Annotated in this window: 25 protein-coding genes and 1 pseudogene; 2 read left to right on the forward strand and 24 right to left on the reverse strand. The window is 39.6% G+C overall.

Annotation, left to right across the window (positions count from 1 at the left end; translation table 11 throughout):
- Positions 1 to 247: 247 nt before the first annotated feature.
- Both PHAL_RS0109855 and PHAL_RS0109860 read left to right on the forward strand, forming a co-directional pair.
- On the forward strand, positions 248 to 769 hold the full coding sequence (locus tag PHAL_RS0109855; protein ID WP_016708237.1) for a DUF305 domain-containing protein: 522 nt from the start codon (positions 248 to 250) through the stop codon (positions 767 to 769).
- Between the two features lies 1 nt (position 770).
- Entirely contained in the window at positions 771 to 1,502 is a 732-nt protein-coding gene (locus PHAL_RS0109860) for a MauE/DoxX family redox-associated membrane protein (RefSeq protein WP_016708238.1), read from the forward strand.
- 217 nt (positions 1,503 to 1,719) lie between these two features.
- On the opposite strand, the gene PHAL_RS0109865 is transcribed toward PHAL_RS0109860, so the two are convergent.
- The 24 genes and pseudogenes from PHAL_RS0109865 to PHAL_RS0109980 all read right to left on the reverse strand — a co-directional run bounded on the left by PHAL_RS0109865 (position 1,720) and on the right by PHAL_RS0109980 (position 24,554).
- Positions 1,720 to 2,070 carry a hypothetical protein gene (locus PHAL_RS0109865; protein ID WP_004589646.1) on the reverse strand — a complete coding sequence of 117 codons (351 nt, stop codon included), beginning with the start codon at positions 2,068 to 2,070 and terminating at the stop codon, positions 1,720 to 1,722.
- 50 nt (positions 2,071 to 2,120) lie between these two features.
- Positions 2,121 to 2,492: a hypothetical protein gene (locus PHAL_RS0109870; RefSeq protein WP_016708239.1), complete on the reverse strand. Its 372-nt coding sequence runs from the start codon at positions 2,490 to 2,492 to the stop codon at positions 2,121 to 2,123.
- A gap of 10 nt (positions 2,493 to 2,502) precedes the next feature.
- Positions 2,503 to 2,925 (reverse strand): hypothetical protein, encoded by a 423-nt coding sequence (locus tag PHAL_RS0109875; protein WP_016708240.1) that lies wholly within the window; start codon positions 2,923 to 2,925, stop codon positions 2,503 to 2,505.
- Entirely contained in the window at positions 2,909 to 3,574 is a 666-nt protein-coding gene (locus PHAL_RS0109880) for a methyltransferase family protein (RefSeq protein ID WP_016708241.1), read from the reverse strand. Before PHAL_RS0109880 ends, PHAL_RS0109875 begins: the two co-directional genes overlap by 17 nt.
- Positions 3,567 to 3,902: a DUF2933 domain-containing protein gene (locus PHAL_RS0109885; RefSeq protein WP_016708242.1), complete on the reverse strand. Its 336-nt coding sequence runs from the start codon at positions 3,900 to 3,902 to the stop codon at positions 3,567 to 3,569. Before PHAL_RS0109885 ends, PHAL_RS0109880 begins: the two co-directional genes overlap by 8 nt.
- 9 nt (positions 3,903 to 3,911) lie before the next feature.
- Positions 3,912 to 4,267, reverse strand: a pseudogene (locus PHAL_RS22935) (cupredoxin domain-containing protein).
- 11 nt (positions 4,268 to 4,278) lie between these two features.
- Positions 4,279 to 6,522 (reverse strand): heavy metal translocating P-type ATPase, encoded by a 2,244-nt coding sequence (locus tag PHAL_RS0109895; RefSeq protein WP_016708243.1) that lies wholly within the window; start codon positions 6,520 to 6,522, stop codon positions 4,279 to 4,281.
- Between the two features lie 101 nt (positions 6,523 to 6,623).
- Positions 6,624 to 7,037, reverse strand: coding sequence for a MerR family transcriptional regulator (locus PHAL_RS0109900; protein ID WP_016708244.1), 414 nt, complete (start codon positions 7,035 to 7,037; stop codon positions 6,624 to 6,626).
- A 296-nt stretch (positions 7,038 to 7,333) separates the two neighbouring features.
- Positions 7,334 to 7,726, reverse strand: a complete 393-nt coding sequence (locus PHAL_RS0109905) for a hypothetical protein (RefSeq protein ID WP_235381757.1) — start codon at positions 7,724 to 7,726, stop codon at positions 7,334 to 7,336.
- A 639-nt stretch (positions 7,727 to 8,365) separates the two neighbouring features.
- Positions 8,366 to 9,226, reverse strand: a complete 861-nt coding sequence (locus tag PHAL_RS0109910; RefSeq protein ID WP_016708246.1) for a copper resistance protein B — start codon at positions 9,224 to 9,226, stop codon at positions 8,366 to 8,368.
- Entirely contained in the window at positions 9,223 to 11,046 is a 1,824-nt protein-coding gene (locus tag PHAL_RS0109915; RefSeq protein ID WP_016708247.1) for a copper resistance system multicopper oxidase, read from the reverse strand. Before PHAL_RS0109915 ends, PHAL_RS0109910 begins: the two co-directional genes overlap by 4 nt.
- A gap of 27 nt (positions 11,047 to 11,073) precedes the next feature.
- Complete coding sequence (locus PHAL_RS0109920) at positions 11,074 to 11,544, reverse strand: YybH family protein (RefSeq protein ID WP_016708248.1); 471 nt, start codon at positions 11,542 to 11,544, stop codon at positions 11,074 to 11,076.
- A gap of 15 nt (positions 11,545 to 11,559) precedes the next feature.
- Entirely contained in the window at positions 11,560 to 12,447 is an 888-nt protein-coding gene (locus tag PHAL_RS0109925) for a copper resistance D family protein (RefSeq protein ID WP_016708249.1), read from the reverse strand.
- A gap of 18 nt (positions 12,448 to 12,465) precedes the next feature.
- Entirely contained in the window at positions 12,466 to 12,813 is a 348-nt protein-coding gene (locus tag PHAL_RS0109930) for a copper resistance CopC family protein (protein WP_016708251.1), read from the reverse strand.
- 24 nt (positions 12,814 to 12,837) lie between these two features.
- Positions 12,838 to 14,670: a 2Fe-2S iron-sulfur cluster-binding protein gene (locus tag PHAL_RS0109935; protein ID WP_016708252.1), complete on the reverse strand. Its 1,833-nt coding sequence runs from the start codon at positions 14,668 to 14,670 to the stop codon at positions 12,838 to 12,840.
- Positions 14,670 to 15,377, reverse strand: coding sequence for a hypothetical protein (locus PHAL_RS0109940; protein WP_008109638.1), 708 nt, complete (start codon positions 15,375 to 15,377; stop codon positions 14,670 to 14,672). Before PHAL_RS0109940 ends, PHAL_RS0109935 begins: the two co-directional genes overlap by 1 nt.
- Positions 15,370 to 18,534: an efflux RND transporter permease subunit gene (locus tag PHAL_RS0109945; RefSeq protein ID WP_016708253.1), complete on the reverse strand. Its 3,165-nt coding sequence runs from the start codon at positions 18,532 to 18,534 to the stop codon at positions 15,370 to 15,372. Before PHAL_RS0109945 ends, PHAL_RS0109940 begins: the two co-directional genes overlap by 8 nt.
- A 15-nt stretch (positions 18,535 to 18,549) precedes the next feature.
- Positions 18,550 to 20,307, reverse strand: coding sequence for an efflux RND transporter periplasmic adaptor subunit (locus PHAL_RS0109950; protein WP_016708254.1), 1,758 nt, complete (start codon positions 20,305 to 20,307; stop codon positions 18,550 to 18,552).
- Positions 20,307 to 21,734: a TolC family protein gene (locus PHAL_RS0109955; RefSeq protein ID WP_016708255.1), complete on the reverse strand. Its 1,428-nt coding sequence runs from the start codon at positions 21,732 to 21,734 to the stop codon at positions 20,307 to 20,309. Before PHAL_RS0109955 ends, PHAL_RS0109950 begins: the two co-directional genes overlap by 1 nt.
- Positions 21,734 to 22,231, reverse strand: coding sequence for a DUF411 domain-containing protein (locus PHAL_RS0109960; RefSeq protein ID WP_016708256.1), 498 nt, complete (start codon positions 22,229 to 22,231; stop codon positions 21,734 to 21,736). Before PHAL_RS0109960 ends, PHAL_RS0109955 begins: the two co-directional genes overlap by 1 nt.
- Positions 22,232 to 22,338: 107 nt before the next feature.
- Positions 22,339 to 22,686 (reverse strand): hypothetical protein, encoded by a 348-nt coding sequence (locus PHAL_RS0109965; protein WP_016708257.1) that lies wholly within the window; start codon positions 22,684 to 22,686, stop codon positions 22,339 to 22,341.
- A gap of 156 nt (positions 22,687 to 22,842) precedes the next feature.
- Positions 22,843 to 23,106: a hypothetical protein gene (locus tag PHAL_RS22940; RefSeq protein ID WP_016708258.1), complete on the reverse strand. Its 264-nt coding sequence runs from the start codon at positions 23,104 to 23,106 to the stop codon at positions 22,843 to 22,845.
- Between the two features lie 96 nt (positions 23,107 to 23,202).
- Positions 23,203 to 23,520, reverse strand: a complete 318-nt coding sequence (locus tag PHAL_RS0109975) for a hypothetical protein (protein WP_016708259.1) — start codon at positions 23,518 to 23,520, stop codon at positions 23,203 to 23,205.
- Complete coding sequence (locus tag PHAL_RS0109980; protein WP_016708260.1) at positions 23,517 to 24,554, reverse strand: hypothetical protein; 1,038 nt, start codon at positions 24,552 to 24,554, stop codon at positions 23,517 to 23,519. The genes PHAL_RS0109975 and PHAL_RS0109980 overlap by 4 nt, the downstream gene beginning before the upstream one ends.
- Positions 24,555 to 24,756 lie beyond the last annotated feature (202 nt).

The following is a 24,756-nucleotide window of genomic DNA, read 5'->3' on the forward strand; positions in this document are numbered from 1 at the left end:
AACTCAAACTCTAAATATAAGCTGATTTGATCTCCTTCAAAGAAGATTTTTTGCCCATAAACTCTTACACCGAAATGTGTAGATTAGTACTGATTCACAATAATTGCGCTGAAATTGAGTCAATCGTATTACAAATACTCTTATTGATACTGGCTCATTACTTGCAATTTTTCGAGAACATGACCACATGTAGAGAATAATAGGCTAACAGTGGGAAATATTTACACTATCAATGTAAGGATTACTTATGAAATACTCAAGATTTGCTGCAATGATCATCACCTCAACCATTGCTATGTTTGTCATGATGTATCTCAACACTTACGCAGTATCACATATATGGTTTAGTGAAACGCGTATCTATATGTCGTTGTATATGGGAGCAGGTATGGCAATGATCATGCTGGCCTTTATGCTTGGCATGTACAGTAACAAGAAGCTCAACATGGCTATTTTTCTATTGGCGACAATACTGTTCGCCATATGTCTTTATCTTGTTCGCTCTCAAAGCACAATTTCTGACACTGCCTACATGAAAGCGATGATTCCTCATCACTCCATTGCTATTCTTACTAGTGAGCATTCAACTTTGGAGGATGTACGCGTGCGTGAATTGGCAAATGGTATTATTAAAGCCCAACGAAAAGAAATAAAAGAAATGGAATGGCTGATTAAGGATATTTCTGAAAATGGAAAGGTCAGCTCACAAGCTCAGGCTGAGCAACGACCGCTCCCAAAGTTTGAAGGCACACTGAACAAAGGAGGCTAAGATGACTAAGACAGCTACCCTGTACAGAATGGTCACTGACGAACATATCTGCCCCTATGGTTTAAGGTCGAAAGATTTGCTGGAGAGGCAAGGGTATGATGTAGAAGATCATAAGCTCACGTCAAGACAACAAGCTGATGACTTCAAAGATAAGCATGATGTCAAAACTACGCCACAAACCTTTATTGAAGGAAAGCGTGTCGGAGGATACGATGACTTAAGAGAGTATTTTGGTAAAGATGAAGCAGGTCAAACTGGCACAACCTACACGCCAGTTGTAGCCATTTTCTCGATAGCTGCACTTCTTGCTGTCGCATCTCAACATTTTGCTTCCGGCTCATTTATCTCCATCAGAACACTGATGCTATTTATAGCTTTTTCAATGACGCTCTTAGCGGTGCAAAAACTGAAAGACCTATACAGTTTCACAAATTCGTTTATTACTTATGATTTACTAGCGATGAGATGGATAAGATATGGTTATATTTATCCCTTCATTGAAGCATATGCAGGTATTGGTATGGTTGCCCAACTACAGCCTCTCGCAGTGGCACCATTTTCATTGTTTATCGGCACAGTTGGAGCAATTTCAGTTTTCAAAGCCGTTTACATTGACAAACGCCAGTTAAAGTGTGCCTGTGTAGGCGGCGATAGCAGTGTGCCACTTGGATTTGTATCGCTATCTGAAAACTTATTTATGATCGCGGGAGCATTGATTATGCTGCTGATGTAAAGGTATAGCTCTATTCGGCGGCCCCTTAACTGTTAAGATTAGACCTAGGATGCCAGCCCACACCTTTCTAATCCATATGTAACATTTTTTTCTGTCGTACTGGCATCAAGATAACCAGAACTGAGCAAACAATCTCAAAGGTTGTACAAAATAACACTAAAGCTTTTTCATTAAGTTTTATTGTTATGCTCTTGTGGTGGCTTTCGCCACCACTTTATTAGTTTTCAAGTTCCACCATATCTTTCGCTGCAATGTCACCAGACACTAGCTTTACAGTTGCGAAATGATCATTCACAATTTTAGTAATTTGTACCGTTCCTACCTTTTCGATAGTGTAGGGATCTTCACCTTCACTCAATACTATTCTTTCATGGAATCTAATAACACTGTATTTTTGCCCAACCTCTGCGCCATGCTTAGCACCAATACAGATTAGAGTTCGATTATCAGAACTTTCTACTACCTGACCTCTCATCATGTATTTATGATAAAAAGTGGTATTGGAACAACCCACTAAATATAAACCGAATGTAAGCAATAAAAGAGCTTTTATATAGGGTGTTTTCATCACTGTTACCTCATTTGACTAACTAATTATCTATACACTTTTTTATGAATTCATTTGTTTTTCCGGCCAGCCCCCGAAGGTGCTTGATGACAACTCCAAGGCTTATGAACAGAGTTATCTTTGATGTTCTGATCAACAAATTTATAGTAACTTTCTTTAGTATGTGTCCACCAATCATCATGAACATCTGCGCCATACTTACGGATTACCTCCTCAATCCCATCAAGGCTTACGTTTGCGGCATCATAGGCAAGGTGTATTTCACCTTCTTTGATGTTGTAACTAACTTCATCTATACCAAAAAGCTGATCTATTTCTTTTACTAACTCGTCACAGCTTTCTTCTGTGACATGGCTAAGCTTTAGATTTCGAACAACTAAATTTTGCTCTCTAACGCCAACTCTATGATCTAAATCGCTCATAATTTTTCTCCTAATGTTTGTGTGAATGCTGTTGATTGCTATCTTTCATTTCTTCCATTTTCCGGTTCATCTGCGGCATCATGTTCTCCATCATTTCTAAATGATGTTCAGTCATCTTGATTTGTTGATGCATTGGCATTTCTTCCATGTTTTTGTGCATGGATTGCATCATCTTCATCATTGAACGGTGATGTTCAACCATCATCTGCTGTTGCTTGTCAGGATCTTTTTCAGTTTTAATGGCATGGACTTCCTTTTTCATTTCCATCATCTTTTTATGCATTTCTCCCATGTTCTCATGTGGTATTGTCATGCCTTGATGCATACCAGCTTTGTTCGCACCTTCATGTTTATGCTCATTGTTTTGGGCAAATAAGCTAGTGGTTATCAGTAGTGAACCAATAAATAAAATTGATTTAATTAACGTTTTCATGATTTTTACCTTCTACACTTTTATTAAAACTTGGGATCCAACTTGGTGTCGATTCCATATACCTGTGGTACTCCGAACCAAATTCAGCAATCGCCTGTGCTTCTTCGCGTTTCGCTAGCTTGACGTAAACAACGACTAAGATCGGAAACATCGCAAGTGTTGGGATTGTCGGCCACTGCAATAAAAAGCCGAACATGATTAGAATGAAAGCTACATACTGTGGGTGGCGACATCTTGCATACCATCCAGTTGTAGCCAATTGATGATGTTTTTGCGCGTGATGCAATACATTCCATGCTGAAGACAACATAAAGAAACCTGCAACAATAAACACCATACTCACTATATGAAATGGGTCCCAATGGGCATCACCTTGAAATCCAAAGAAAGTATGTAATAAATGCCCATTTTCATGCGCAAAGAAATTTACTTCTGGATAGGTCTCCGTCAGCCACCCCGACAGAAAATAGATAGTTAAAGGAAAGCCATACATTTCAGTAAATAGGGCAACAATAAAGGCAGAGAACGCGCTTAGACTTCTCCAATCAGTTGATGTTTTTGGTTTGACAAAACTAAAGGCAAAAAAGATAAAAATTGCTGAGTTCAGTATCACCATTGACCATAAGCCATAATCATATGTTTCATTCATCACTGCTCTCCTTTTTATGTGATTCCTTACGTGCCTTTTCTAAGCCTTGTATGTAGCCATCGCGATAGGCTGCATTTTTATCCGTGAGTTCTTGAAAGCTCTCTTCCTTTTTTTCATCAGGCGCATGTGAATGATCGTGACCATGTTTACCATGACTGCCATGCATAAATACGTGCATCAAGGGGCATAGCAATAAAATCAAGTAGGGAAGAAATTGCAGCGTATGTTGACCATGCTCAAGCACTAAGAAGTAGGTCACTGCGGCAATAAGTGCCAGTGCAGCCCAGCCTGTAGGTGTTGACCAAAAATTAGGGTGTTGATTTTTCATATTGCCCTCCTAAACGACTTTTAAGACACCGCGATACATTTGCATCTGACAGTGAAACTCATGCTCTCCCGGTGACAAGTTTAATAAGGTAATTTGAGTAATTTCATTTAACTTAAGCTGTTCGCTTATATCCAATGAAGGAAATAAGCATTTGTTTCAGCGCAGGGGGATTGATCTTTGCGTATAAACTTCAAGGTAACAGGTTGGCTAGCAGACACCTGAATTGAGGATGGGGAATACACGCCATCCCTCACTTCAATGAGTACTTCATTACCTTGAACGATTGTTTTATTGGGTTTATATAGCCAAAACCACCAAACAATCAGCGCGATTAACATTAAGCCTAATAAGTTAATTAACATCATCGCTCTTCTCCTTAATGCTCTTTTGCTTTAAAAAAGCGAAGTCGATTTGCATTTGACACCACAGTCAATGACGAAAACGCCATTGCAGCACCTGCAATTACAGGGCTAAGCAGAATGCCAAAGAAGGGATATAGAACCCCCGCAGCAAAAGGAATCCCGGCTACGTTATAGACAAACGCGCCAAACAAGTTTTGTTTGATATTTCGTAAAGTAGCTTTGCTTACCGCTATGGCATCGGCAAGGCCATGAAGTGAACCACGCATTAGGGTAATGTCAGCACTTTCGATAGCTACATCAGTCCCTGTGCCTATGGCGAATCCAACATCGGCTAACGCTAGCGCAGGAGCATCGTTGATGCCATCTCCTGTCATACCAACAATTTCGCCACTGCCTTGTAGCTCTTTCACCTTGTTGGCTTTATCTTCTGGCAGCACCTCAGCAAGAAATTCGCTAATACCTGCTTTTTTGGCAACAGCGGCAGCGGTTTCCTTGTTATCACCTGTTAACATGATGACGCGTATACCATTAGCCTGAAGCCGTTTGATAGCAGAGATTGAGTCTGACTTAATGGGATCTGCGACAGCAATGATTGCGGCAAGTTCACCATCTACAGCAAAGTACATAGGTGTTTTGGCTTCTTTGGCTAAAGACTGGGCTTTTCCAACAAAGCCTGTGAGGTCTATGCCTTTTAACTTCATTAGTTTATCGTTACCAAAAAGCAGGACTTTATTGTTACAGTTTGCTTCTACACCAAAACCCGTAATAGCATTAAACGATTCAATTTTTAGTAACTCAATATCCTTATCTAAAGCACTTTCAACAATCGCTTGCGCTAAAGGGTGCTCTGAGCCGCTTTCTAAACTTGCTGCAAGCTGTAGTACGTCTTTTTCGTCAGTAGCTTTTGCTAAAACAATATCGGTTACCTTAGGTGCCCCTTCAGTAATAGTGCCCGTTTTATCTAAAATCATGGCAGTGATTTTAGAGGCGGTTTGCAGTGCCTCACCGTTGCGAATAAGTACTCCGGCTTCTGCTGCTTTTCCTACTCCGACCATGACAGACATGGGTGTTGCCAAGCCTAAAGCACACGGGCAGGCAATAATAAGCACAGTAGTTGCTGATACGATAGCAAAAGCAATTGCTGGCTCAGGGCCAAAGTTAAGCCATGCTAACGCACTTAACACCGAGATGATCATGACTACAGGAACGAAATAGGCGGAAATAACATCGGCCAAGCGGCCAATCGGCGGTTTTGAATTTTGCGCTCGTTTCACCATATTGATGATCTGTGCAAGCGCCGTGTCTTTACCAACGCGTGTCGCTCTAAATAAAATCATGCCTGATTTGTTCAAAGTACCAGCGACAACCTCATCTTCTTCGGCTTTTTCAACAGGCATAGGTTCGCCTGTCAGCATGGACTCATCAATAGAGGTGTGTCCTTCCAATACAACGCCATCCACGGGAATTTTTTCACCCGGCTTTACTTTCACAACATCATGAAGCAAAACCTGTTCGATACCTATCTGAACCTCTTTATTATCACGAACTACAGTTGCCGTTTTGGCCTGCAAGCCGATAAGACGTTTAATGGCCTCAGAGGTTTTACCTCTGGCTTTTATTTCTAATGCTAGACCTAAATCAATTAAGCCAATGATCATGGCGGTAGCTTCAAAATAGACATGTCGTGCCATCAATGGAACGGCGTCAGGTGCAAACACGACAACCATCGAATACACCCAAGCTGTACCTGTTCCTAAAGCTATTAGAGTGTCCATATTAGCGGAGTGGTTTTTAAAGCTTTTCCATGCTCCTACATAGAAATGCTTACCTGAAAAATACATAACGCCAAAAGTTAAAATGCCTACAACTAGCCAAGACATGCGTTCAAGGTTTGTTTCAACCGTCATTTCTCCAACCACAATGCTGTAGATCATCAAAGGAACGCCGAGTGAAAGGGCAATAAACGTATCGCGCATTAGCTTTTTGTAATATGCCCAATCCGCCGCCTCTTTCTCATCAAGCGCATCTGTTGCTGAGCTATCATCAATTGGCTTCGCGTTATACCCCACTGACTCAACAGCTTTGATCAATTCTTCTGTTTTAGCTGTCCCATAAACTGTTACTGTCCTATCAGCAAAATTCATTTCCGCACTGACGACTCCAAGAGTTGCCTTCAACGCCCCTTCAATTTTGCCTACACAGCTAGCACACCCAGCGCCTTCAATGATAAGCTGTTGGTTATGTGATACTTTCTCCAACGTATTCTCCTTAGTTTTACACGAAGAGGATTGAGCTTTTGCCTGACAGCAACAGCCTGATTCAGTTTTTATATTTGTGTTAGTAGCCACCCTTTTTCCTCCTATGCTTTTTTAATTTGCTCAAAGTTTTCGATGAGATGACAAACCATGTTTGCAGTCGGTGCCTTGTCTTCCATTTCTTCCCACTGAGAAAGCGCAGAAGACATTTTTCCTCGAAGTGCCAACATTGCTTGAAACTGCTTTTCTGTTTCTTCAAGCCGCTCTTTGATCAGGCTTCTGACTAATGGGCACGCACTTTTACCATCTTCAGATTCATTAATAATTTCCTTGATATCTGCAACGGAAAAACCAAGGTTTCTGGCACTTAAAATGAATTTAAGTCTCGATACTTCTTTATTCGAGTATGACTTGTAGCCGTTCACTGACTTAGCAGGTTTTAACAATCCTAATCTGGTGTAATAGCGCACCGTATCAGCAGTCGTTCCAAGGCTTTTTGCCAGCTCCGCAACTTTCATATTCACTCCTCAGTTTTTAGCTAAGTTTGTACTCTCATCTTCAGCTTAGACCTGTGTCTAAGACACAGGTCAAGTACTAATTCTAGTGAATAAGCTAAAAACTAATTTTTTGGTAAAAGAGAAATCTCGGCCAAAATCGACAGCATTAAGTACTGTAAATGGCAATAGTTTGAGAATTTTCATAGTGCCTTCAAAATATCGTACTAATCGTTCAAAACAATTGATTATTTAAATCAATGAATAAGTCATTCTATTTTTGATGGGAGTGGCGAAAAAAAGACGCACTGATCCCGTGATTAGCCAATAATTGGTGGACGATAAAGTAAGAGATGGATACCAGATTTTGGTAGAGGTGTACGCTGTAGAAATAGCTCAGAGTAAATATTGCAAATACCTTCCTCTTGCGCTTGCACAAGATAGGCATTTAAATGAAAGCTTGAACAAAATCCCCCCTCACAACAAACACAATCACTAGCTTTGCATTTTTCACAGACTTCATCACCATGACGGTGTTTAGAGTCTTGCGAGTTTACAGTGTGATAGTGACTATTGTCATTCATTGATTGATGGTGAATATTTTTGCTTCGTTGCATAATATGCGTGTCGGAAGATCCATTTTGATGTTCTTCACAATTCATTGGCTTAGCTGTAGCAAAACTATGCTGCGTAAGCAACACAGTTATTATCACTATTTTAAACCACCTGAAAAGTCCAAACATTATCATTCCTTCTTTAGCTCCTACAATATTAGCCACTTTATAAAAATAATTTTATGATCTTGATCAACCTTTGAACTAAAACCTAAACTTTTTACTTTTTTAAACAGCTTAAACTTAACAAGTATAAAAGGGGTGTCTAATTTAGACTCATGAGATTGAAGCCAAGCATGAGCACCATTAAAAAAATAAAAACCCTACGCTCATAACTAGGTATTGAGTAAGGGATCATTTTTCCAATTGTTCAGCTTTAAGCACAGTACTTTGCAACAATCGGTTCTATCCCGAGCACACCCAATTCCCGTTCATCAAAAGTGATAAAATGGCCTATTGTACGTCTTTCAATGGCGATGTTTTTTGGCTTGACTCTTTAACCTTAAACATTCGCCAACTTTACTTCTTAGCTGATATTCCACCTTGATAGGTATACACCAGACTGGCACCGACTGAAAACAAGAAGTAGCTTACTATTACTGCTCTTAGTTCTTTCCAAAAAAACTATTAGCTAGGCCTTTTCTAACATAACTAAAATGGTTTAAATCCCAAAAAACGAAAGCTACCATCAATATAGTTGCGGTAGCTCTCATCAAGTCAATATAGTATTTCTTCACATCAGAGCCAGAACTTGATACCTGCAACAAAAGCAGTATCACGCGTACTTTGCCCATTTAACTTCGCAAAGTCGGCTGTATTACCAAATTTATTTGTCCACTCAACGCCAACATAGGGAGCAAACTGGCGGGTAAACTCATAACGAACCCGAAAACCAATAGCACTGCTAGATAAGCCACTACCAAGGTTATTTTGGACGTCATCCTTACCGTAAAGCGTCAACTCTGCTCGTGGTTGAACAATTAACTTTTGAGTAAGTAATAGCTCATACTCAGCTTCGATCGAAAATGCACTATTACCTTGCTCTCCTAAATACGCAGTCATATCAATTTCAAACCAGTAGGGGGCTAGACCTTGTAAACCAAAAGCTAGCCATTTGCGGTTTTCACCTTCGTTATTGTAATCAAGTCGAATACCGACTTGTGTATCCCAATAAGCAGATATTGCGTGGCCCCATAGAAAATCTGTTTGGTTCTCCTCTAAATTACCTTCGCTAAAATCTCCCTCAGTTTTGATGACTAATCTATCAAAAGTAGTGCCATACCATGCCTGAAAGTCAAAAACACCTGCGTTTGTTTGCTCATTATATTCAAGACGATCCCCTAGTAGCGCGTAAAATGAATGCTCATCTGCCAAAGTCAGTCGTTTGTCGCTATTGAGTGCATAAGGACCTTCAGTCAATGTTGTACCTGCGGCATAAGCATGAGGGTCTCTAGCATCTTTAGGTGCATCTCCACCTTGTGCTTGCATTTTAGAATCACCCATCTCAGTCATCTCATCTTTTGCAGATACAGATACACTTATAAGGGGCAAACCTATTAATAATAGTTTTAACGTATTGGTTAGTATTAATTTTCTCATGATACAACTACCTCTCTAAACATACCTGCATCCATGTGGAATAATAAATGGCAATGCCATGCCCAGCGACCTACGTCATGAGGTGTTGTTAAAAAACTAATTCTTTGCGCTGGTTGTACAGGGATAGTATGGCGACGAACCTGTACATCACCTTTTTCATTCTCCAAATCGCTCCACATACCATGCAGGTGCATTGGATGTGTCATCATTGTATCGTTTTGTAAAATAACTCTTAAACGTTGATTATGCTTCATGTGAACTGGCGTGCTTTTTCCAAATTCCAAACCATCAAATGACCAGCTATAACGCTCCATGTTTCCAGTTAAATGTAATTCAATTTCAGCCTCTGGCTCTTGCTGGTTTGTAATTCCCTCAAGAGAATGTAAATCTGCAAGTGTTAAAACACGGCGTCCATTTTTACGTAAACCTATACCGGGATCATCAAGGTTTGTTCTAGGCATATCAACACGCATATCAACAGAAGCTCCATACTCTGTTTTTGCATGACGCACTTTAGTGCTAGCAACAGCTAATGGGTTTTTAGTCATTCCATGTTTACTATGATCCATTGCCATCGCTCCATGACCCATTGCACTATGATCCATTTTATTAGAATTCATGCCCGACATACCTGCCGTATCAGCCATTGTAGAATGCACACTATCATGGGTCATATTGCCCATCATATCTGTCATCGTTAACCACTCAACGGGGTCTAAAGAAGGTACTGGTGCATCAACGTTAGGTGCCATTGATAAAGTACCTTTAGCATAACCTGAGCGATCCATGCTTTGTGCAAAAATCGTATATGCATCATTTTTTGGCTCGACAAGTACATCATAAGTTTCACCGGGACCAAATCTAAATTCATCTACTGTCACAGGTTCAACATTTTGTCCATCAGCTTGTACAACTGTTAACTTCAGCTCAGGTATTCTTACATCAAAAAACGTATTGCTAGAACCGTTAATAAATCTAAGCCTAACCTTTTCGCCAGCTTTAAACATTCCACGCCAATTTGTCAAAGGCGCACAACCATTCATTAAAAAAGTCATTGCAGATGCTGATAAGTCTGCAAGATCTGTAGGGTTCATTCTCATTTTATTCCACATTTCCCGGCGTTGTAGCGCATTTGAAACGCTGCTATTTGAAATGTCATCAAAAAACTCTGGAACAGTAGGTTGATTAAAGTTAAATACATCGCTCTGTACTTTTAACTTGCGAAACAAATCCATTGGGTCATCATCAGTCCAATCAGACAATTGAATGACATGCTCATTGTCAGCACTAATAATATCCTTTTCTCTTGGCTCAATAATTAATGCGCCGTACATACCTGTCATTTCTTGAAAGCCACTGTGTGAGTGATACCAATATGTGCCGCTTTGTTGCAGCTTAAATTTATAAACAAAGGTTTCACCCGGCATTATACCTTTAAAGCTAATACCCGGTACGCCATCCATTTGATACGGAAGAATGATCCCATGCCAATGAATTGAACTCGGCACTGATAATTTATTAGTTACCCTGATAGTAACGTCATCACCTTCTCTGAGGCGCAAGGTAGGAGCTGGTATTGAGCCATTGATTGTTGTAGCCATTCTTACAACACCTGTGAAGTTTACGGGTGACTCATCTATCACTAAATCTATTACTTCTCCACTTAGTTCGGGCGCAGTACCTGTTGAAGTTCCAGCAATCAAAGATGAAGCTGCATGAAGAACACTTGGAAAAGCAGCTAATACACCGCCAGCAGCTAATCCTTGTACAAAGCGTCTACGTGGCGTAGAAACTTGATGTAATGGATTGTTGTTTCTCATTTTACTCTCCGTTGTTTGACCAATAAATTAATGTGACCAATGAATGTGCTTAATCTTCCATTCACCATTTTGTTTTTCCAGCACCATCGTTTCCATGCCTTGATAATCGCGTTCAACACCTTTATGAGTACCTGTAGTTTGACTGCGCGACGCAGAGATAGCGGTATTTCCAAGTATCGTCACTTGATGTTCAAGTGTGTCGCTCTTCATCGCTGCTAAATACTTCATATCCGACAACATATGATGATGAGCATATTCATCAGCGCTCCTTTCAACGCGGCCTCCCTCGAAAATGGTGACATCATCCGCTAACTGCGCTCTAGCCTGTTTTTGATTGCCAGTTTCAAGTGCTTGATGAAATGCCAAAACAACTTTTGCGGCAGGGGTATCTATACCTTTAAACAAACCTTTGTCTTTGTTCTTATCACCATGAGCGTTTGTTGCGAAACTAAACGTCATTAATAAAACGAGTAATATATTTATTGTTTTCATTTTCATTCTCTCTTTTAGGTTTTAATTTGCAGGGCCAACAACACTAGTAAGCCCAGCCGTTACAGATAAAATGGCAAAAGCTACTACCATTTCTATCGAGATAGATTTAGATAAAGCCTCTCTGCCTTGACTATTTTTAAGTTGTGGAACGAGTATTAGTTTATGTTTAGCAGCAAGTGCCAAAATAGACACTACAAGAGCCAATTTAAACAACAGTGTTTGTCCGTAACTTGAGCTTATTAGTGCATCAAGACTTCCGACCAATTGAATCACGAGCCAGAGGCCTGCTACCAACAATAGGCTCAATGTAAAACTTGCTTGTTTGCCAAAGCTTTCCATCAGCAAATGAAGTTCTGCATAACTTAGCTGATGGCAAGCCTGTTTTAGTGGCAATAACGCCCCAAACCACCATGCCATAACGAGCACATGCAAAATAAGCAAGCCTTTTTCAATTGTGCCTAACTCAGAAATATGACCCAGTAACGTGAATGAGTATGCAAGGATTAATAAACTCAACATTAAAGCGCTTTGTTTTAAGTACGAGTTCACAGCGAATTTGAACCTTAAAGCTAAAGCGATTATTGCGGTAACTAGCCCAAGCGCTCGAAGCAAAGCTCCAGTGCCGACAGAGGAGTCCCACATAATAGCCAATATATCAGCGTCTATCGCCCCCTGAATTCCCTCTTCTGCCATTGCACCAGTACTGGCAAAGAACCAAGTAATATTAGCTATCAAAGCCATAACTATATAAGTTCTTGTCCACGTTAAATTCGCTATTACAGCATTACTATGAGATTCATTATGCTCAAAAATTTGTCTGAAAAATGTATAGCCGGCAATACAGGCAAAGCCGACGTAAAATACAATTTTTGACAGTACAATGACTGTATTCCAGATATACATTTCCATATCAATCACACAGCCTTACTAATGAACCATAAAGCCGAAGCTATCTTTCATTTTATGTCCATCTTTACCTAAATAGGTCACATCAACGATATAGTTTGTTGGAGCTAATTTAGGTAGTTCCCATGAAAACTCTCTGGAAGCTTCTTTTGATGGTTTAAAGTCAAATTTAATATTTTCACCTTTTTTATTTTTCAACGTAACTTTAACTACACGTACCTCTTTGCTAAATCCCAATGTCAATTTTTCTGGAGTATTCATTAGCATTGCATTATCAGCAGGCACGCTTTTTTCAAGATGCACATGTGCAAATACTGCACTACTAAAAACAACACTGATTATGGTTAAAAGTTTAATTAATGTTTTCATATATACCTCTATTTATTTAATGGATTAACGACTAAATTTATCTTTGAAAATTTGATTACTTGGAATCCCAGCATCTATAATTATTTTTTCCACTTCACTCATCATTGCTTCTGGACCGCATAAGTAAAACTCAGCCAAATGTAGTTCTGATTTTTGGTTCATATACGGCAGAAGTACTTTTTGAACATAGCCTGAGTGCCCTTGCCATTCTTCTGAAGGATTAGAAAGAGTAGGAATATAAGAGAAGTTTTTATGCTTCTCACTCAGTGACTTCAATTCATTATGGTATAGCAAGTCATCTTCAGTTCGCGCACCATAGATAAGAGTCAAACCACTTTTATCTTTATGCTTTTTCAACTGTTCAAAAATAATAGACCTCAGTGGTGCAAGTCCTGAACCCGCACCTATAAACACGCGACTAACTTTTTTATTTGAAGTGGCATAAAAATCAGAAAAAGGGCCTCTTGCAGTTATCGTTTCACCTACTTGGAGTGAACCTAAATAACTTGAACCTATTCCTGCTTTAAAACCATTCTTTGCGGTCTGCCAACGGATATTAAACATTAACTCATCAGACTCCTCGTCAAAGTTAACTAATGAGTAGTGGCGAGTTACACCGTTATGAGAAAATTTTCCATGATAGTAGCTATCCCAGTATTTTTCATAGCACTCTGGCATATCATCTGGACGTAAGCTATTCATCCCTGCTGGCACATCAAATTGCATATATGCACCAGCTTTAAATGCCAACTGTTTGCCTGATTTCAGCTTAAATTTCACTTCCTTGATAAAAGGAGTAATGAAATTAGTCGCAACCACAACTAGCTCATGATTTTCAATATTGCGATCAGTATTAACTTCAATCGAACTAATTTCAGAAAACCTATGCTGACATCCAAGCCGATAACCTTCCTTAAGTTGCTCCTGAGATAAATGTTCCTGTTCAGATAGTGTGATAGGTAATTTAGTTGAACTTAAGAACACGCATTTGCCACAAGTACCGCCACCACCGCAACCTGAAGGAAGGTATACATGTGAACTAGCTAGCCCTTCTAATACAGTTGAGCGACCAACTGCTGAGATGTCAGTAATAGTATTTTCATTGGAAAACGTCACTGCCACTTTTTGCCTGTTAGTGCCCCAACCTAGCTTCAGTAAACCACTTCGATACTGTTGTATCAGCCAAGTAACACCAGTAATTGAAAGGAATAGCGTTGCAAAAGCAAATGCAATGATCAACCAATGGTTAAATCCTCCAGAATTGCCATAGTCCATAAAGTGAAGCTTCATCATCAGATCTTTCAATCTGAAATCATCATTGGCATGGCGAAGTACTTGACCTGTAATACTATCTAAATAAATAGTTGTATTGTTCTCATCCTCAACGGCAACTTGCCACATAGGATTTTGCTGCCTTACGTGATCAGAAAACGGAGGTTGAGATAACACTGGAGTAGTTAACTTACCCTGTCCTGAGTAGGAGTTTTTTGCCAAAGTTAGTACTTGTTCTTCAGACAAATTAAATGGCTTTCCTGTTACAGCATCAAATAGCTTTGAGTGGCGTTCTTGATAGCTATGCTGCCCCTTATCGAACACAAAATGATAGTAAGGCTGATGTAAAACCCATATAAGGTTTACTTCCTGCGGAGCATTACTAGTAATGTCTTTAATAGGGAATAGGTCAAAGCCTGTAATGCTACCTTCATGATGAGAATGAACTCTAAGTTCATTACCACTGGCTTTACTGTGATCCATCAAATTGAAGTAAAGGCCCGTTCCCAACCAAATAAGCAGTTGTAAACCAACAAATAAAGAAAGCCACTTGTGTATCGTTGTATTTAACTTAAATAGTCGCATCAAATGACTCTCTTTTTATTTGGGGAAAGCACTCGGTAATAAGTCAATACTGCGCCAGTAATTGCTCCCATTAGACCTAGAGTTGCGACCAAGAACAAAAACCAGTTAGATACGTTTTCTCCATCATAGTAATCCATAATGTGGAACCGCCACATCCAATCAAACAATCGCCAGTAATCATGACGCTTGGCAACAAGTGATCCTGTTTGTTGACTTATATAAAATGTCGGTGTGGAGAATTGCTCAAACGTCACTCTCCAAACAGGTAAATGCCTTGGGGACAACTCAGCAGGCAAGTTTGTCGCTGACTTAATCAACCTTATGCTGTCGATTTGATGATTCAGCACATAATGGTATTGTGCGATTTCTTTAGCCTTGGTTTCATCTACAAGGGCCTGAACAGCTCCAGTTTTAGCATCTATTGCTACTTTTCCATTTTCTCCATTAATAAAAGAATACAAAGGACGGCCCATACTTTGAGTAAGTGTAACTTGGCTAGCTTTAGGATAATCCGCAGCTAGCTTTACAATGGAGTAATCCATACTTGCTAAATCTATTTTGGCTTCCTCACTCTTAGCCAAGGTTTCGCCGTGTATATAGTGAATATCCATAGTCACCATATACACACCAGTAATCGACCAGAAAAGGAATTGTATCCCTACAAATGCCATTAGCCATTTATGGTACTTCCTAGCTTTTCTAAGCATTGTTTTTTAGCTCCGAGTTAGAAAGTTCCTTGTTAAAGGCGTTTACTTCGGGCTTTTTAACGATTGAATAAATCGCGGGTAAAACAATTAGAGTTAGCAGGACTGCACTTGTCATCCCACCTACCATTGGTGCAGCAATACGACTCATTACCTCAGAGCCTGTTCCTGTACCATATAAAATAGGCATTAGGCCGATAATGATTGTCGCTACTGTCATCATTACAGGACGAACACGTAATCCAGCACCGTGCAATAAGGCATCTTGATATTCATCTTCTGAGATGAGTTCTGCTCGCTCTTTCGCTTTTTCCTTAAGTTCAGCGAGCGCCTGATTGAGATATACCAACATTATTACGCCAATCTCAACAGCTACTCCAGCCAGAGCAATAAAGCCTACACCAACTGCTACAGAGAAGTTGAACCCTTCTAAATACATCAACCATAACCCACCGATCATTGCCATCGGTAAAGTCACAATGATGATCGCAACTTCGCTAAACGCTCTGAAGTTCAAATAAAGCAAAATAACAATAATGGCGAGCGTCAATGGAACAACGTAAGTAAGCTTGGCTTTGGCTCTTTCCATATATTCGTATTGACCAGCCCAAGTAATCGAATAACCTGCTGGTAATATAAGATTTTTAGCTAAATGCTCTTTTGCACTTTCAACATAAGTACCTACGTCAACGCCCTCTATATCAATGAACGTCCAACCATTAATACGTGCATTTTCACTCTTGATCCCCGGAGGGCCTACTTCTACTTTTATTTCAGCTACGTCACCTAGTGCGATGCGTTGTCCATTTGGAGTGACAACAGGCAAGCGCGACAACTGCTCTGGAGAGTCACGATAATCTTGTGGGTATCGCAAGTTGACAGGATAACGCTCTTGACCTTCTATTGTTTGAGTGACATTCATCCCACCAATAGCAGTTGAAACTACTTGTTGTACGTCATCGATGTTTAATCCAAAACGACTTGCTTTCTCACGAGAAATATCAACTTTGATATATCGTCCACCTGCAACTCGTTCAGAATAAACTGAAGCGGTTCCTGTCACCTCTGGTAACAATTGCTCTATTTGTTGCCCTATCTCTTGAATCGTATTTAAATCAGCTCCTGCTACTTTAATACCTACTGGCGTTTTAATACCTGTTGCCAACATATCAATACGAGTTTTGATTGGCATAACCCAAGCATTCGTCAAGCCCGGAAACTTAACCAACTTATCAAACTCAGCTTTTAGAGATTCTGTTGTAACTCCCTCACGCCACTCTTCTTGAGGCTTCAACTGAATGAAGGTCTCAATCATAGTTAGAGGCGCGGGATCAGTTGCAGTTTCAGCTCTTCCTACTTTACCAAATACTGTTTCAACTTCTGGCACTGTTTTAATTAGCTTGTCTGTCTGCTGTAGAATTTCTCTTGCCTTACCAATGGAAATTCCCGGATAGGTAGTCGGCATATACATAAGATCGCCTTCGTCTAAAGGAGGAATAAATTCACTACCAATTTTATCGACAGGCCAAAAACCAACAATCGTCACTAATATTGCTGCTACTATTGTCGATTTAGGAAACTTCATAACTTGCTTTAAAACAGGCATGTAGATAGCAATAAGCAGTCTGTTTAAAGGGTTTTTCTTTTCTGAAACAATTTTTCCTCGAATAAAATACCCCATTAAAACAGGAACTAATGTTATCGCTAAGCCTGCTGATGCGGCCATTGCATATGTTTTTGTGTAAGCAAGTGGAGAAAACATTCTTCCTTCTTGCGCTTCCAAAATAAATACTGGCAAGAATGAGACTGTAATGATGAGCAAACTAAAAAATAGTGCTGGACCGACTTCACTTGCAGCTTTCGAGACTATTTGCCAACGATTTTCATCCGTTAGCGGTGTCTTTTCCATATGCTTATGCATATTTTCAATCATCACTATTGCGCCATCTGTCATCGCACCAATTGCAATAGCGATACCACCTAATGACATAATATTCGCATTGATACCTTGCATATGCATGATGATAAATGAAGCTAAGATGCCAATAGGTAGAGTGACAACTGCAACAATCGAAGATCGCAAATGAAACAGAAATGCAACACATACAATCGCGACGACAGCAAGCTCTTCGAGCAATTTACTCCATAGGTTTTCTACCGCCTCTCCTATTAAGCCAGAGCGATCATAAACCGTAACTATTTCAACTCCTTCGGGTAAACCTTTTTTTAACTCTTCTAATTTGGCTTTTACTCCATCAATAGTTTTTTGTGCGTTTTCACCAAAGCGCATAACAACAACACCACCAACGACTTCTCCTTCACCATTTAGTTCAGCAATGCCTCGTCTCATTTGTGGACCTAGGTTGACTTCCGCCACATCGCCAATGGTAAGCGGGGTTCCTTGTGCGTTAACACCAAGAGGGATCAACTCTATGTCGGAAATACTTTTGATATAGCCAGTTGCGGTAACCATGTACTCTGCTTCCGCCATTTCAACAACTGAGGCACCTGTTTCTTGGTTACCACGTTTAAGTGCCATTTGAATGTGACTAAGTGGTATACCGTAGGCTCTTAATTTATCGGGATCGACTTGTATTTGATATTGTTTAACCATGCCACCAACAGCAGCAACCTCAGAAACTCCCGGTACAGTTTGCAATTCATATTTTAAGAACCAATCTTGAATACTACGCAATTGGCTAATATCTAAGCTGCCCGTTTTGTCTACAAGGGAATATAAATAAACCCAGCCAACGCCTGTGGCGTCAGGTCCTAGTTGTGGGCGTGCGGTAGCAGGTAGCGAAGGGGCTACTTGACTTAAATATTCAAGTACTCTGCTCCTTGCCCAATATAAATCGGTGTCTTCATCAAAGATGACATAAACAAAGGAGTCTCCAAAAAATGAATACCCCCGAACTGTAATAGCCCCCGGAACTGACAGCATTGCTGTTGTTAAAGGGTAAGTAACTTGATCTTGCACTACTTGTGGTGCCTGACCGGGATAATTCGTTTTAATTATCACTTGAACATCAGAAAGATCTGGTAATGCATCAACTGGTGTATTTTTAATTGAGAATAACCCACCACCAATCAAAATTAAGGTAGCTAAGATGACAAAAAAGCGATTACCTATCGACCACCTAATAATTGATTCAATCATTATTTATCTCCTAACTTAATGATTTGAATGGTCAACAGCACTTTTAGGTTCATGCTTTAGTTGCTCATTTGATTCAAGATAGATTTCAGTGATAACCAAATTATTTCTCACCTCAAAAGTGAAAGTGACGTTATCACCAACATTGAAATCAACTATTTCTATATTGTCCGCGACTATAAAATCCATCGTCGCAGCAGGTCTATCCCATTTCTCTATTGGGCCTCGGCTAATATTTAGAATACGCGTATCAACATTAATCGCATTGATTAGACCTGATACTGTTGCAAAAGATACTTCTTCACTCATATCAGCAGACTCACTCATGATATGAATTCCAGTAATTTCATATCCACCATCTTCGGTTTTACTCACCTCAAAGTGCAAAGATTGACCAGACTTTAATGAGTCAATATCAACTTTTTCAGCCACAGTAAAATCCATAACCATCTCAGGCCAATCCCAAGCTTCAGCGGGGCCGTGACTGATATTAACCATGCGATGCCCAGTCATAACACTATTAACATCTCCTTGCATCCAAACAGAGTTGGGCACTTCATCGTGAGTCATTCGTTTAAAGTCAGAGCTTTTACTTGATTCAGAATCAATCAAGAATTGAGCTGATGTCACCACAACATCATCTTCATTAAGGCCCTCTAAGATTTCGATACTATCGATATCAACACGGCCAATAGTCACTTCAATAGATTTAAACTGGCCATCCCCTAACGCAAGTACAACTCTGTCTTGTTTACCTGTTCGAATAACAGCTTCTTTAGGCACAAGTATGGTGCTATCAGCTTGATTAGCGTGAATAGAGACTTGTGCGAACATGTTTGGTTTTAATTGATAGTCAGGGTTGTCAAACTTCAACCTCACTCTGAGTGTGCGTGTTTTACTGTTCAAGGTTGGATAGACATAATCAACGACACCAGCCCAGTCCTCACCGGGTAAATAGTCAAGTGTCATTGATACAGGAAGTCCCTCTTTAATTAAGGCTGCGTCACGTTCAAACACTTCTGCTTCAACCCAAACTTGATCTAGCTGACCAATGCTTAATATGGTGTTTCCCGGCTTTACATAAAAACCCTCTCTAATCTTCAAACCATCAACAACACCTGCCTGAGGGGAGTAAAAGGTGATGTTTTGCTGAACCTTTCGTGTCTTTTCTAGCTTTTGAATAAAGTCTGCTGAAAGCTGTAACGCTTTAAGCCGATCTTTGGCCGCCGCAATTAAGGAACTATTATTGCGCTTTATAGCTATTAATAGTTCTTCTTGCGCGTTAACTAGCTGAGGAGAATATAGTGTATATAGAGGCTGCCCTTTCTCAACAGGATTACCTGCGGCTTTGACGTAGAGCTTTTCTATCCAACCATCTACACGTGGATGGATGTGAATTAGCTTATCTTCATCATATTGAACGTAACCTACGGTTGATATTTCAGTATGCATATTTTTAAGCTCAACAGGAGCAGTGCGAACCCCAAGATTATTCACTACATGAGGCGCGATTTTTACGGCTCCGGGGCCAAAGTCATCACCAGATGATCCTTCTTCATACACAGGAATTAAATCCATACCCATAGGCGACTTACCGGGCTTGTCACGACGGTAATTAGAATCCATCGGTGCAACCCAATACAGCGGTTTTTTCTCTCCTGATGTAGCTTCATTGCCATTACCGCTTGAACCTGTACCTTGATATAAACTTAATGCTCCAGCACCTAGTGCAGCACCAATGATGATGGCAATAATTGTTTTAGTATTCGTTGACATTATTTTTCTCCAAATTGCTGATTGGATAAGTGCTGATTAGTTTTGTGTGAAGTTTGCATCGACTTATGTTCAGCATTTGAATTAGATTGAGAATGCGCAAAGAAATAGTTGATACGAGCAACTGTTTTAAGTGCGTCAACATCAATTCTTAAGGCTGATATTCTGGCATTTAATTCTGCGATTCTTGCTCGAACAACTTCGGCAAAATCGCCATCATCATTTGTGTAAGCTGTCAATGACGCTTCTGCTTGGTCATGAGTTTGTTTAAGGAGTTGTTCTTGATAGATAGATTGCCTATCAGATAAACGCTTAAGCTGTCTAAGCTCCTTTTCCACCATACTGATCATTTGCTTTGTCAGTAATAGTTTCTCGGTTTTAATAGTCTCTGAATCTGCAATAGAAGCTGCAACTTGCTTATCTTGTCTGTTCTCGGTGAACAAGGGTAAATCAAACGTTACTCCAACAGAAAATAAATCAGCTCGGCTATCACCAGAGGGCATATTGTCACGATAGGCATAACTAGCATTAACACCCCATTGCGGCTCATATTGCTGTTTAGCTAACTCAACTGCTTTTTCTGAAGCTTTGCGTTTTATATCAATTGCAAGTATGGCTGGGTGATTCGAAAGCTCCTGAGCCAATAGATTTCTTGAGTAATTAGATGCTTTTAGGACTGTTGAATTGTTCAAATGAATTGTAGGCAACTTTTTAGAAACCCTAAACTCTAATGGTTGCGTATCAAAGTTGAATGATTCATTCAAGCCAGCAGCATCGTAGATATGAAGCCACTCATTAAGGCGAGCGATTGTTGTTTCTAGTTTCTGCTTTTGCGAAGTTAATCGGTCATCTAACTGCACGATTTCCAATTGAGCACGAATAACATCTTGTTGTCTGGTTTTACCAACAACATTTGAGTAGCTAGCTTTAGTAACTTCCGCCATCTGCTCAAAGAGCGCCCAATCCGCTTCAATCAATTTAATGGTTTGTTGGGCTAAGTAAGCATCTAACCATAACTGTGATACTTGGCTTATCAGTTTAGCCTTACGATCCTCTCGTAGCAGTGGAAATTTCGTTGACTCAATTTTTAATTGCTCTTGTTTAATCTTTAAACTATCACCTCTAGGAAACATTTGAGAAACACCAACCTTTAGTTGAGTCATTCCTTCCTGATCTAAGTCCCAAGTATCTGTTGGTAAATTCATTATCCCTAGTGATACTTTGGGGTCAGGCAAAGTACCTGAAGCGATACTTCTATTTTCAACCGCGCTTTGTTTTAACCGACTCCCATGAAGCCAAGGATCATTTTGCTGAGCCAAGGTGATAGCTTGTTCAAGTGACACTACTTTCTCAGCTTGAGCTGAGAATACAGACAAGCCGAGCATTAGCGAAGTTGAAAGTAGAGTAAGGCTTGAAACATTTAATCTCATTAGAATTGCTCCTCATAAGCCTTAACTTCTGCATATACTTTACTCGTTCCATCTTTAAATAAAATTAATACGTTATATGACATAAAGCGGTCGCCGACTTCCATACCCGGAGAGCCAACAGGCATTGCTGGGACAGATAATCCAATCGCATTGGGGTGCTCTTCTGACAAGAACTGCTGAATAAACTTAGCCGGTACATGACCTTCAAAGGCAAACCCATTTCTACTCACTGCCGTGTGGCATGAACGGTAATTAGGTTTGATACCATACTTAGTTTTGATGTTGCCGATGTTTCGGAAATCTTTGGAATGCGCAACGATCCCTTTGTCTTCAATATGAGTTATCCATTTTTTACAACACCCACAAGTTGGGGTTTTATAAACGATTAACTCCAAAGGTGTTACGTCGTTATTGTGTGCATGCTTATGTTCATTAGCGTTTGCAAACGCAGGTGAAAGCAGCATTACAACTGCTATTTTTAAATACTTATTGATCATTTTTGCCCCCAGACGTCGCTGGAAAATAGCTATAGCGCTACGACGCTATATTGACTAACAGAAAAATTAATTACATGTGTGCGAAATTTGGACGCACTAATCCTGTATTAGGCAAAAATTGGTGGACGATAAAGGGAAGTGGAAATTGAATGAGGTTGTTTAGATTGCATAGCAGCTACAGATTCACTCAATATTTGAATATCTGTCGAGTCAACACTGGAATTTAGGACTGTCGTAGATGAGCAAGCATTTGCAGGACAAATACATTCAACGTCACAACAATCTTCTGATTGACCATTACTGCTTTTATTCATATCACCATGATCCATGTTCATGTGTGATTCATGAGAACCTGATGACATTTCGCAAGGCATAGCAGAATACGCAAATGCTTGCCCTACAAAGGCAAACAGCATAAGCGTTATCACTAAGACTTTTGAAAATGCTTTAGACATAAAATTCTCATAAAAATATACATGTCTATGCTAATACAAATTTTCGAATAAGTAAATTGATGTCATGTAAACATTTATGAATATTTGACTAACGTCAACTTTTTCAAAGAGGTAAGTGACAAATAATAATCTCATCAGACTTCTTATCTTCGTTATTCAATGGCTTTTATTTTGAGACTTAAGTTGCTCTCTCATTTCTAAAACTCGATCTACCGAATAAGCTCCCGCCCTCATAACAACCAGTTCAACAAACGAAATATCAATTAACTTATGGTCAGCATCAATCACATAACAACTCTCACTATGTGTGTATATTTCTAACTTATCCTCATCAGCAGATTTGCTAACAATCTTTGAAGTTACCATTTGCTCAAATGGCCGAAATCTGAATGTTTCATCGTCAATAACAACCCCTGACAAAAACTCCCCAAGAAATGATTTTCAAAGTCTTTATAGTCATAGACCGAGAGTATGTAAGCATCCTTTAAATATGTTTTGTCCATTTGTTACTCCCTACTAATAGCCAGCAGGGAGCATTTCTCGCAACTCTAATAGCTCATTTGGAGAGTACATACACTCATGCATTAAATTGAACTCAAATACATCTACATCAAACTTTTGGGGTTCTGCATCTAAGATATAAAAGTCAGCACCAAAAGTTCTATATTCAGGACCGTTTACTTCCATGACTTTCGTGGAAAACAAAGCCTCACCTTTTTTACCGTTCTTACTATCCTCAGCAAAAGTAGCGTAAAGCACCTGTTCAACCTTATCTTCTAAGTCAGATTTAATTGAGATAAGTGTTGCGTTAGTTAGTTTTACTCTTGGTCTCATGCTTTTGCTTCCTTCTTATCTTCTAGGCAAAACGGGCGGAAAAAACTAAGGTACTTAACTCCATTAACTTTTAGTAAATTGTTGTCAGCATCAAAATGTGACAGAACGCTAGACTGATACAACGAAATATATTTTTCATAATCGATGGTGTTAAAAAAATTGGTATCGACACGTCGTGCATGGAAAACAAGAGCTTGCTGATCGATACGAACAATGAACTTTTGATCACCATCTAGATTTTTAACCTGTAGACATAAATCAGGTTTGTGCCAATCAGATACAAAGGAAGGAATCAGTGGGAAGCCATATACCAAATAGCGCATACCTTCGATTTTGAAGGTTGTTGGATTGAACTGAGCCTTATTTACTTTGCCGCTACGGAATAATTCAAGTGTCAACACCAGCCAGTGCTCATGCTTAGAAAATGTATTTCCTTCAGAAATACAGCCTTCGAACTCACTATCATGGTTTACATGATTGATGTACATGTATTTTTTAATGTCATTCAAGGAAAGCTTTTCAACCGGAAACTTTGAAGCTATGAGCCTGAAATAACAACCATGAACTTTTAAATCTGCATATTGAACTATCAACGGATCATCAAAAGCATCGAAATATGGTCGCCACTCCAGCCTAAAGTCAGCACCAGTGTTTACAATAAACTTGGCATCTTCTGGCAACCCTAATACTTGGTATATCACTGAAACTAACTCTAATGTTTCGATATCTACCAGCATCAGGCTTTCAATACGGTTTGCCATTGACTCAATTTCTTTATGAAGCGATTCAATAATTTCTTGATCATCGTATTCATTGATCATTAAGTATTTCAGGGAATCGTGCTTTAGAATTGAATCCAGTTTTTTCTGTTCAAATGCTTCAGTGAGGCTATTATGGGTATCAGAAAAATGAGGGCAGTTATAAACACCTCTAGCCCACAGGCCTTGGGCGTAAAGATCAGGAAACTCTAATAACTCAGCAAACTCTTTTGCTTGTTTATTGAGTTTATTCTTTAATTGATAAAGTGAGATCATTTAGTTCTCCAAACAACTTTCTAATAAACAATGGCCTACCAACACATTGCTTTATTTATTGTTCAAATAACCAAATTTTTACGGATGCTCCGCTTCACTGTTCACGTTTTTCAAGGCGAAAAACATGTGTAGGCGTAGGCTGTCCGTTCAGCCTTCTTATTATAATATCGCCAAAAAACAAAATGACAACTTACGTATTTGT

The sequence above is a fragment of the Pseudoalteromonas haloplanktis ATCC 14393 genome (genome assembly GCF_000238355.1).
GTDB classification, from domain to species: domain Bacteria; phylum Pseudomonadota; class Gammaproteobacteria; order Enterobacterales; family Alteromonadaceae; genus Pseudoalteromonas; species Pseudoalteromonas haloplanktis.

What these genes read in the sequence shown, in the direction of transcription:
- PHAL_RS0109975 (WP_016708259.1), bottom strand. Translation starts at nt 23,520, where the DNA reads ATGAGACCAAGAGTAAAACTAACTAACGCAACACTTATCTCAATTAAA.
- PHAL_RS0109955 (WP_016708255.1), bottom strand. Translation starts at nt 21,734, where the DNA reads ATGAGATTAAATGTTTCAAGCCTTACTCTACTTTCAACTTCGCTAATG.
- PHAL_RS0109915 (WP_016708247.1), bottom strand. Translation starts at nt 11,046, where the DNA reads ATGAGAAACAACAATCCATTACATCAAGTTTCTACGCCACGTAGACGC.
- PHAL_RS0109960 (WP_016708256.1), bottom strand. Translation starts at nt 22,231, where the DNA reads ATGATCAATAAGTATTTAAAAATAGCAGTTGTAATGCTGCTTTCACCT.
- PHAL_RS0109935 (WP_016708252.1), bottom strand. Translation starts at nt 14,670, where the DNA reads ATGCGACTATTTAAGTTAAATACAACGATACACAAGTGGCTTTCTTTA.
- PHAL_RS0109910 (WP_016708246.1), bottom strand. Translation starts at nt 9,226, where the DNA reads ATGAGAAAATTAATACTAACCAATACGTTAAAACTATTATTAATAGGT.
- PHAL_RS0109900 (WP_016708244.1), bottom strand. Translation starts at nt 7,037, where the DNA reads ATGAAAGTTGCGGAGCTGGCAAAAAGCCTTGGAACGACTGCTGATACG.
- PHAL_RS0109865 (WP_004589646.1), bottom strand. Translation starts at nt 2,070, where the DNA reads ATGAAAACACCCTATATAAAAGCTCTTTTATTGCTTACATTCGGTTTA.
- PHAL_RS0109920 (WP_016708248.1), bottom strand. Translation starts at nt 11,544, where the DNA reads ATGAAAATGAAAACAATAAATATATTACTCGTTTTATTAATGACGTTT.
- PHAL_RS0109860 (WP_016708238.1), top strand. Translation starts at nt 771, where the DNA reads ATGACTAAGACAGCTACCCTGTACAGAATGGTCACTGACGAACATATC.
- PHAL_RS0109875 (WP_016708240.1), bottom strand. Translation starts at nt 2,925, where the DNA reads ATGAAAACGTTAATTAAATCAATTTTATTTATTGGTTCACTACTGATA.
- PHAL_RS0109885 (WP_016708242.1), bottom strand. Translation starts at nt 3,902, where the DNA reads ATGAAAAATCAACACCCTAATTTTTGGTCAACACCTACAGGCTGGGCT.
- PHAL_RS0109880 (WP_016708241.1), bottom strand. Translation starts at nt 3,574, where the DNA reads ATGAATGAAACATATGATTATGGCTTATGGTCAATGGTGATACTGAAC.
- PHAL_RS0109930 (WP_016708251.1), bottom strand. Translation starts at nt 12,813, where the DNA reads ATGAAAACATTAATTAAACTTTTAACCATAATCAGTGTTGTTTTTAGT.
- PHAL_RS0109980 (WP_016708260.1), bottom strand. Translation starts at nt 24,554, where the DNA reads ATGATCTCACTTTATCAATTAAAGAATAAACTCAATAAACAAGCAAAA.
- PHAL_RS0109855 (WP_016708237.1), top strand. Translation starts at nt 248, where the DNA reads ATGAAATACTCAAGATTTGCTGCAATGATCATCACCTCAACCATTGCT.
- PHAL_RS0109945 (WP_016708253.1), bottom strand. Translation starts at nt 18,534, where the DNA reads ATGATTGAATCAATTATTAGGTGGTCGATAGGTAATCGCTTTTTTGTC.
- PHAL_RS0109965 (WP_016708257.1), bottom strand. Translation starts at nt 22,686, where the DNA reads ATGTCTAAAGCATTTTCAAAAGTCTTAGTGATAACGCTTATGCTGTTT.
- PHAL_RS0109940 (WP_008109638.1), bottom strand. Translation starts at nt 15,377, where the DNA reads ATGCTTAGAAAAGCTAGGAAGTACCATAAATGGCTAATGGCATTTGTA.
- PHAL_RS0109925 (WP_016708249.1), bottom strand. Translation starts at nt 12,447, where the DNA reads ATGGAAATGTATATCTGGAATACAGTCATTGTACTGTCAAAAATTGTA.
- PHAL_RS0109950 (WP_016708254.1), bottom strand. Translation starts at nt 20,307, where the DNA reads ATGTCAACGAATACTAAAACAATTATTGCCATCATCATTGGTGCTGCA.
- PHAL_RS0109870 (WP_016708239.1), bottom strand. Translation starts at nt 2,492, where the DNA reads ATGAGCGATTTAGATCATAGAGTTGGCGTTAGAGAGCAAAATTTAGTT.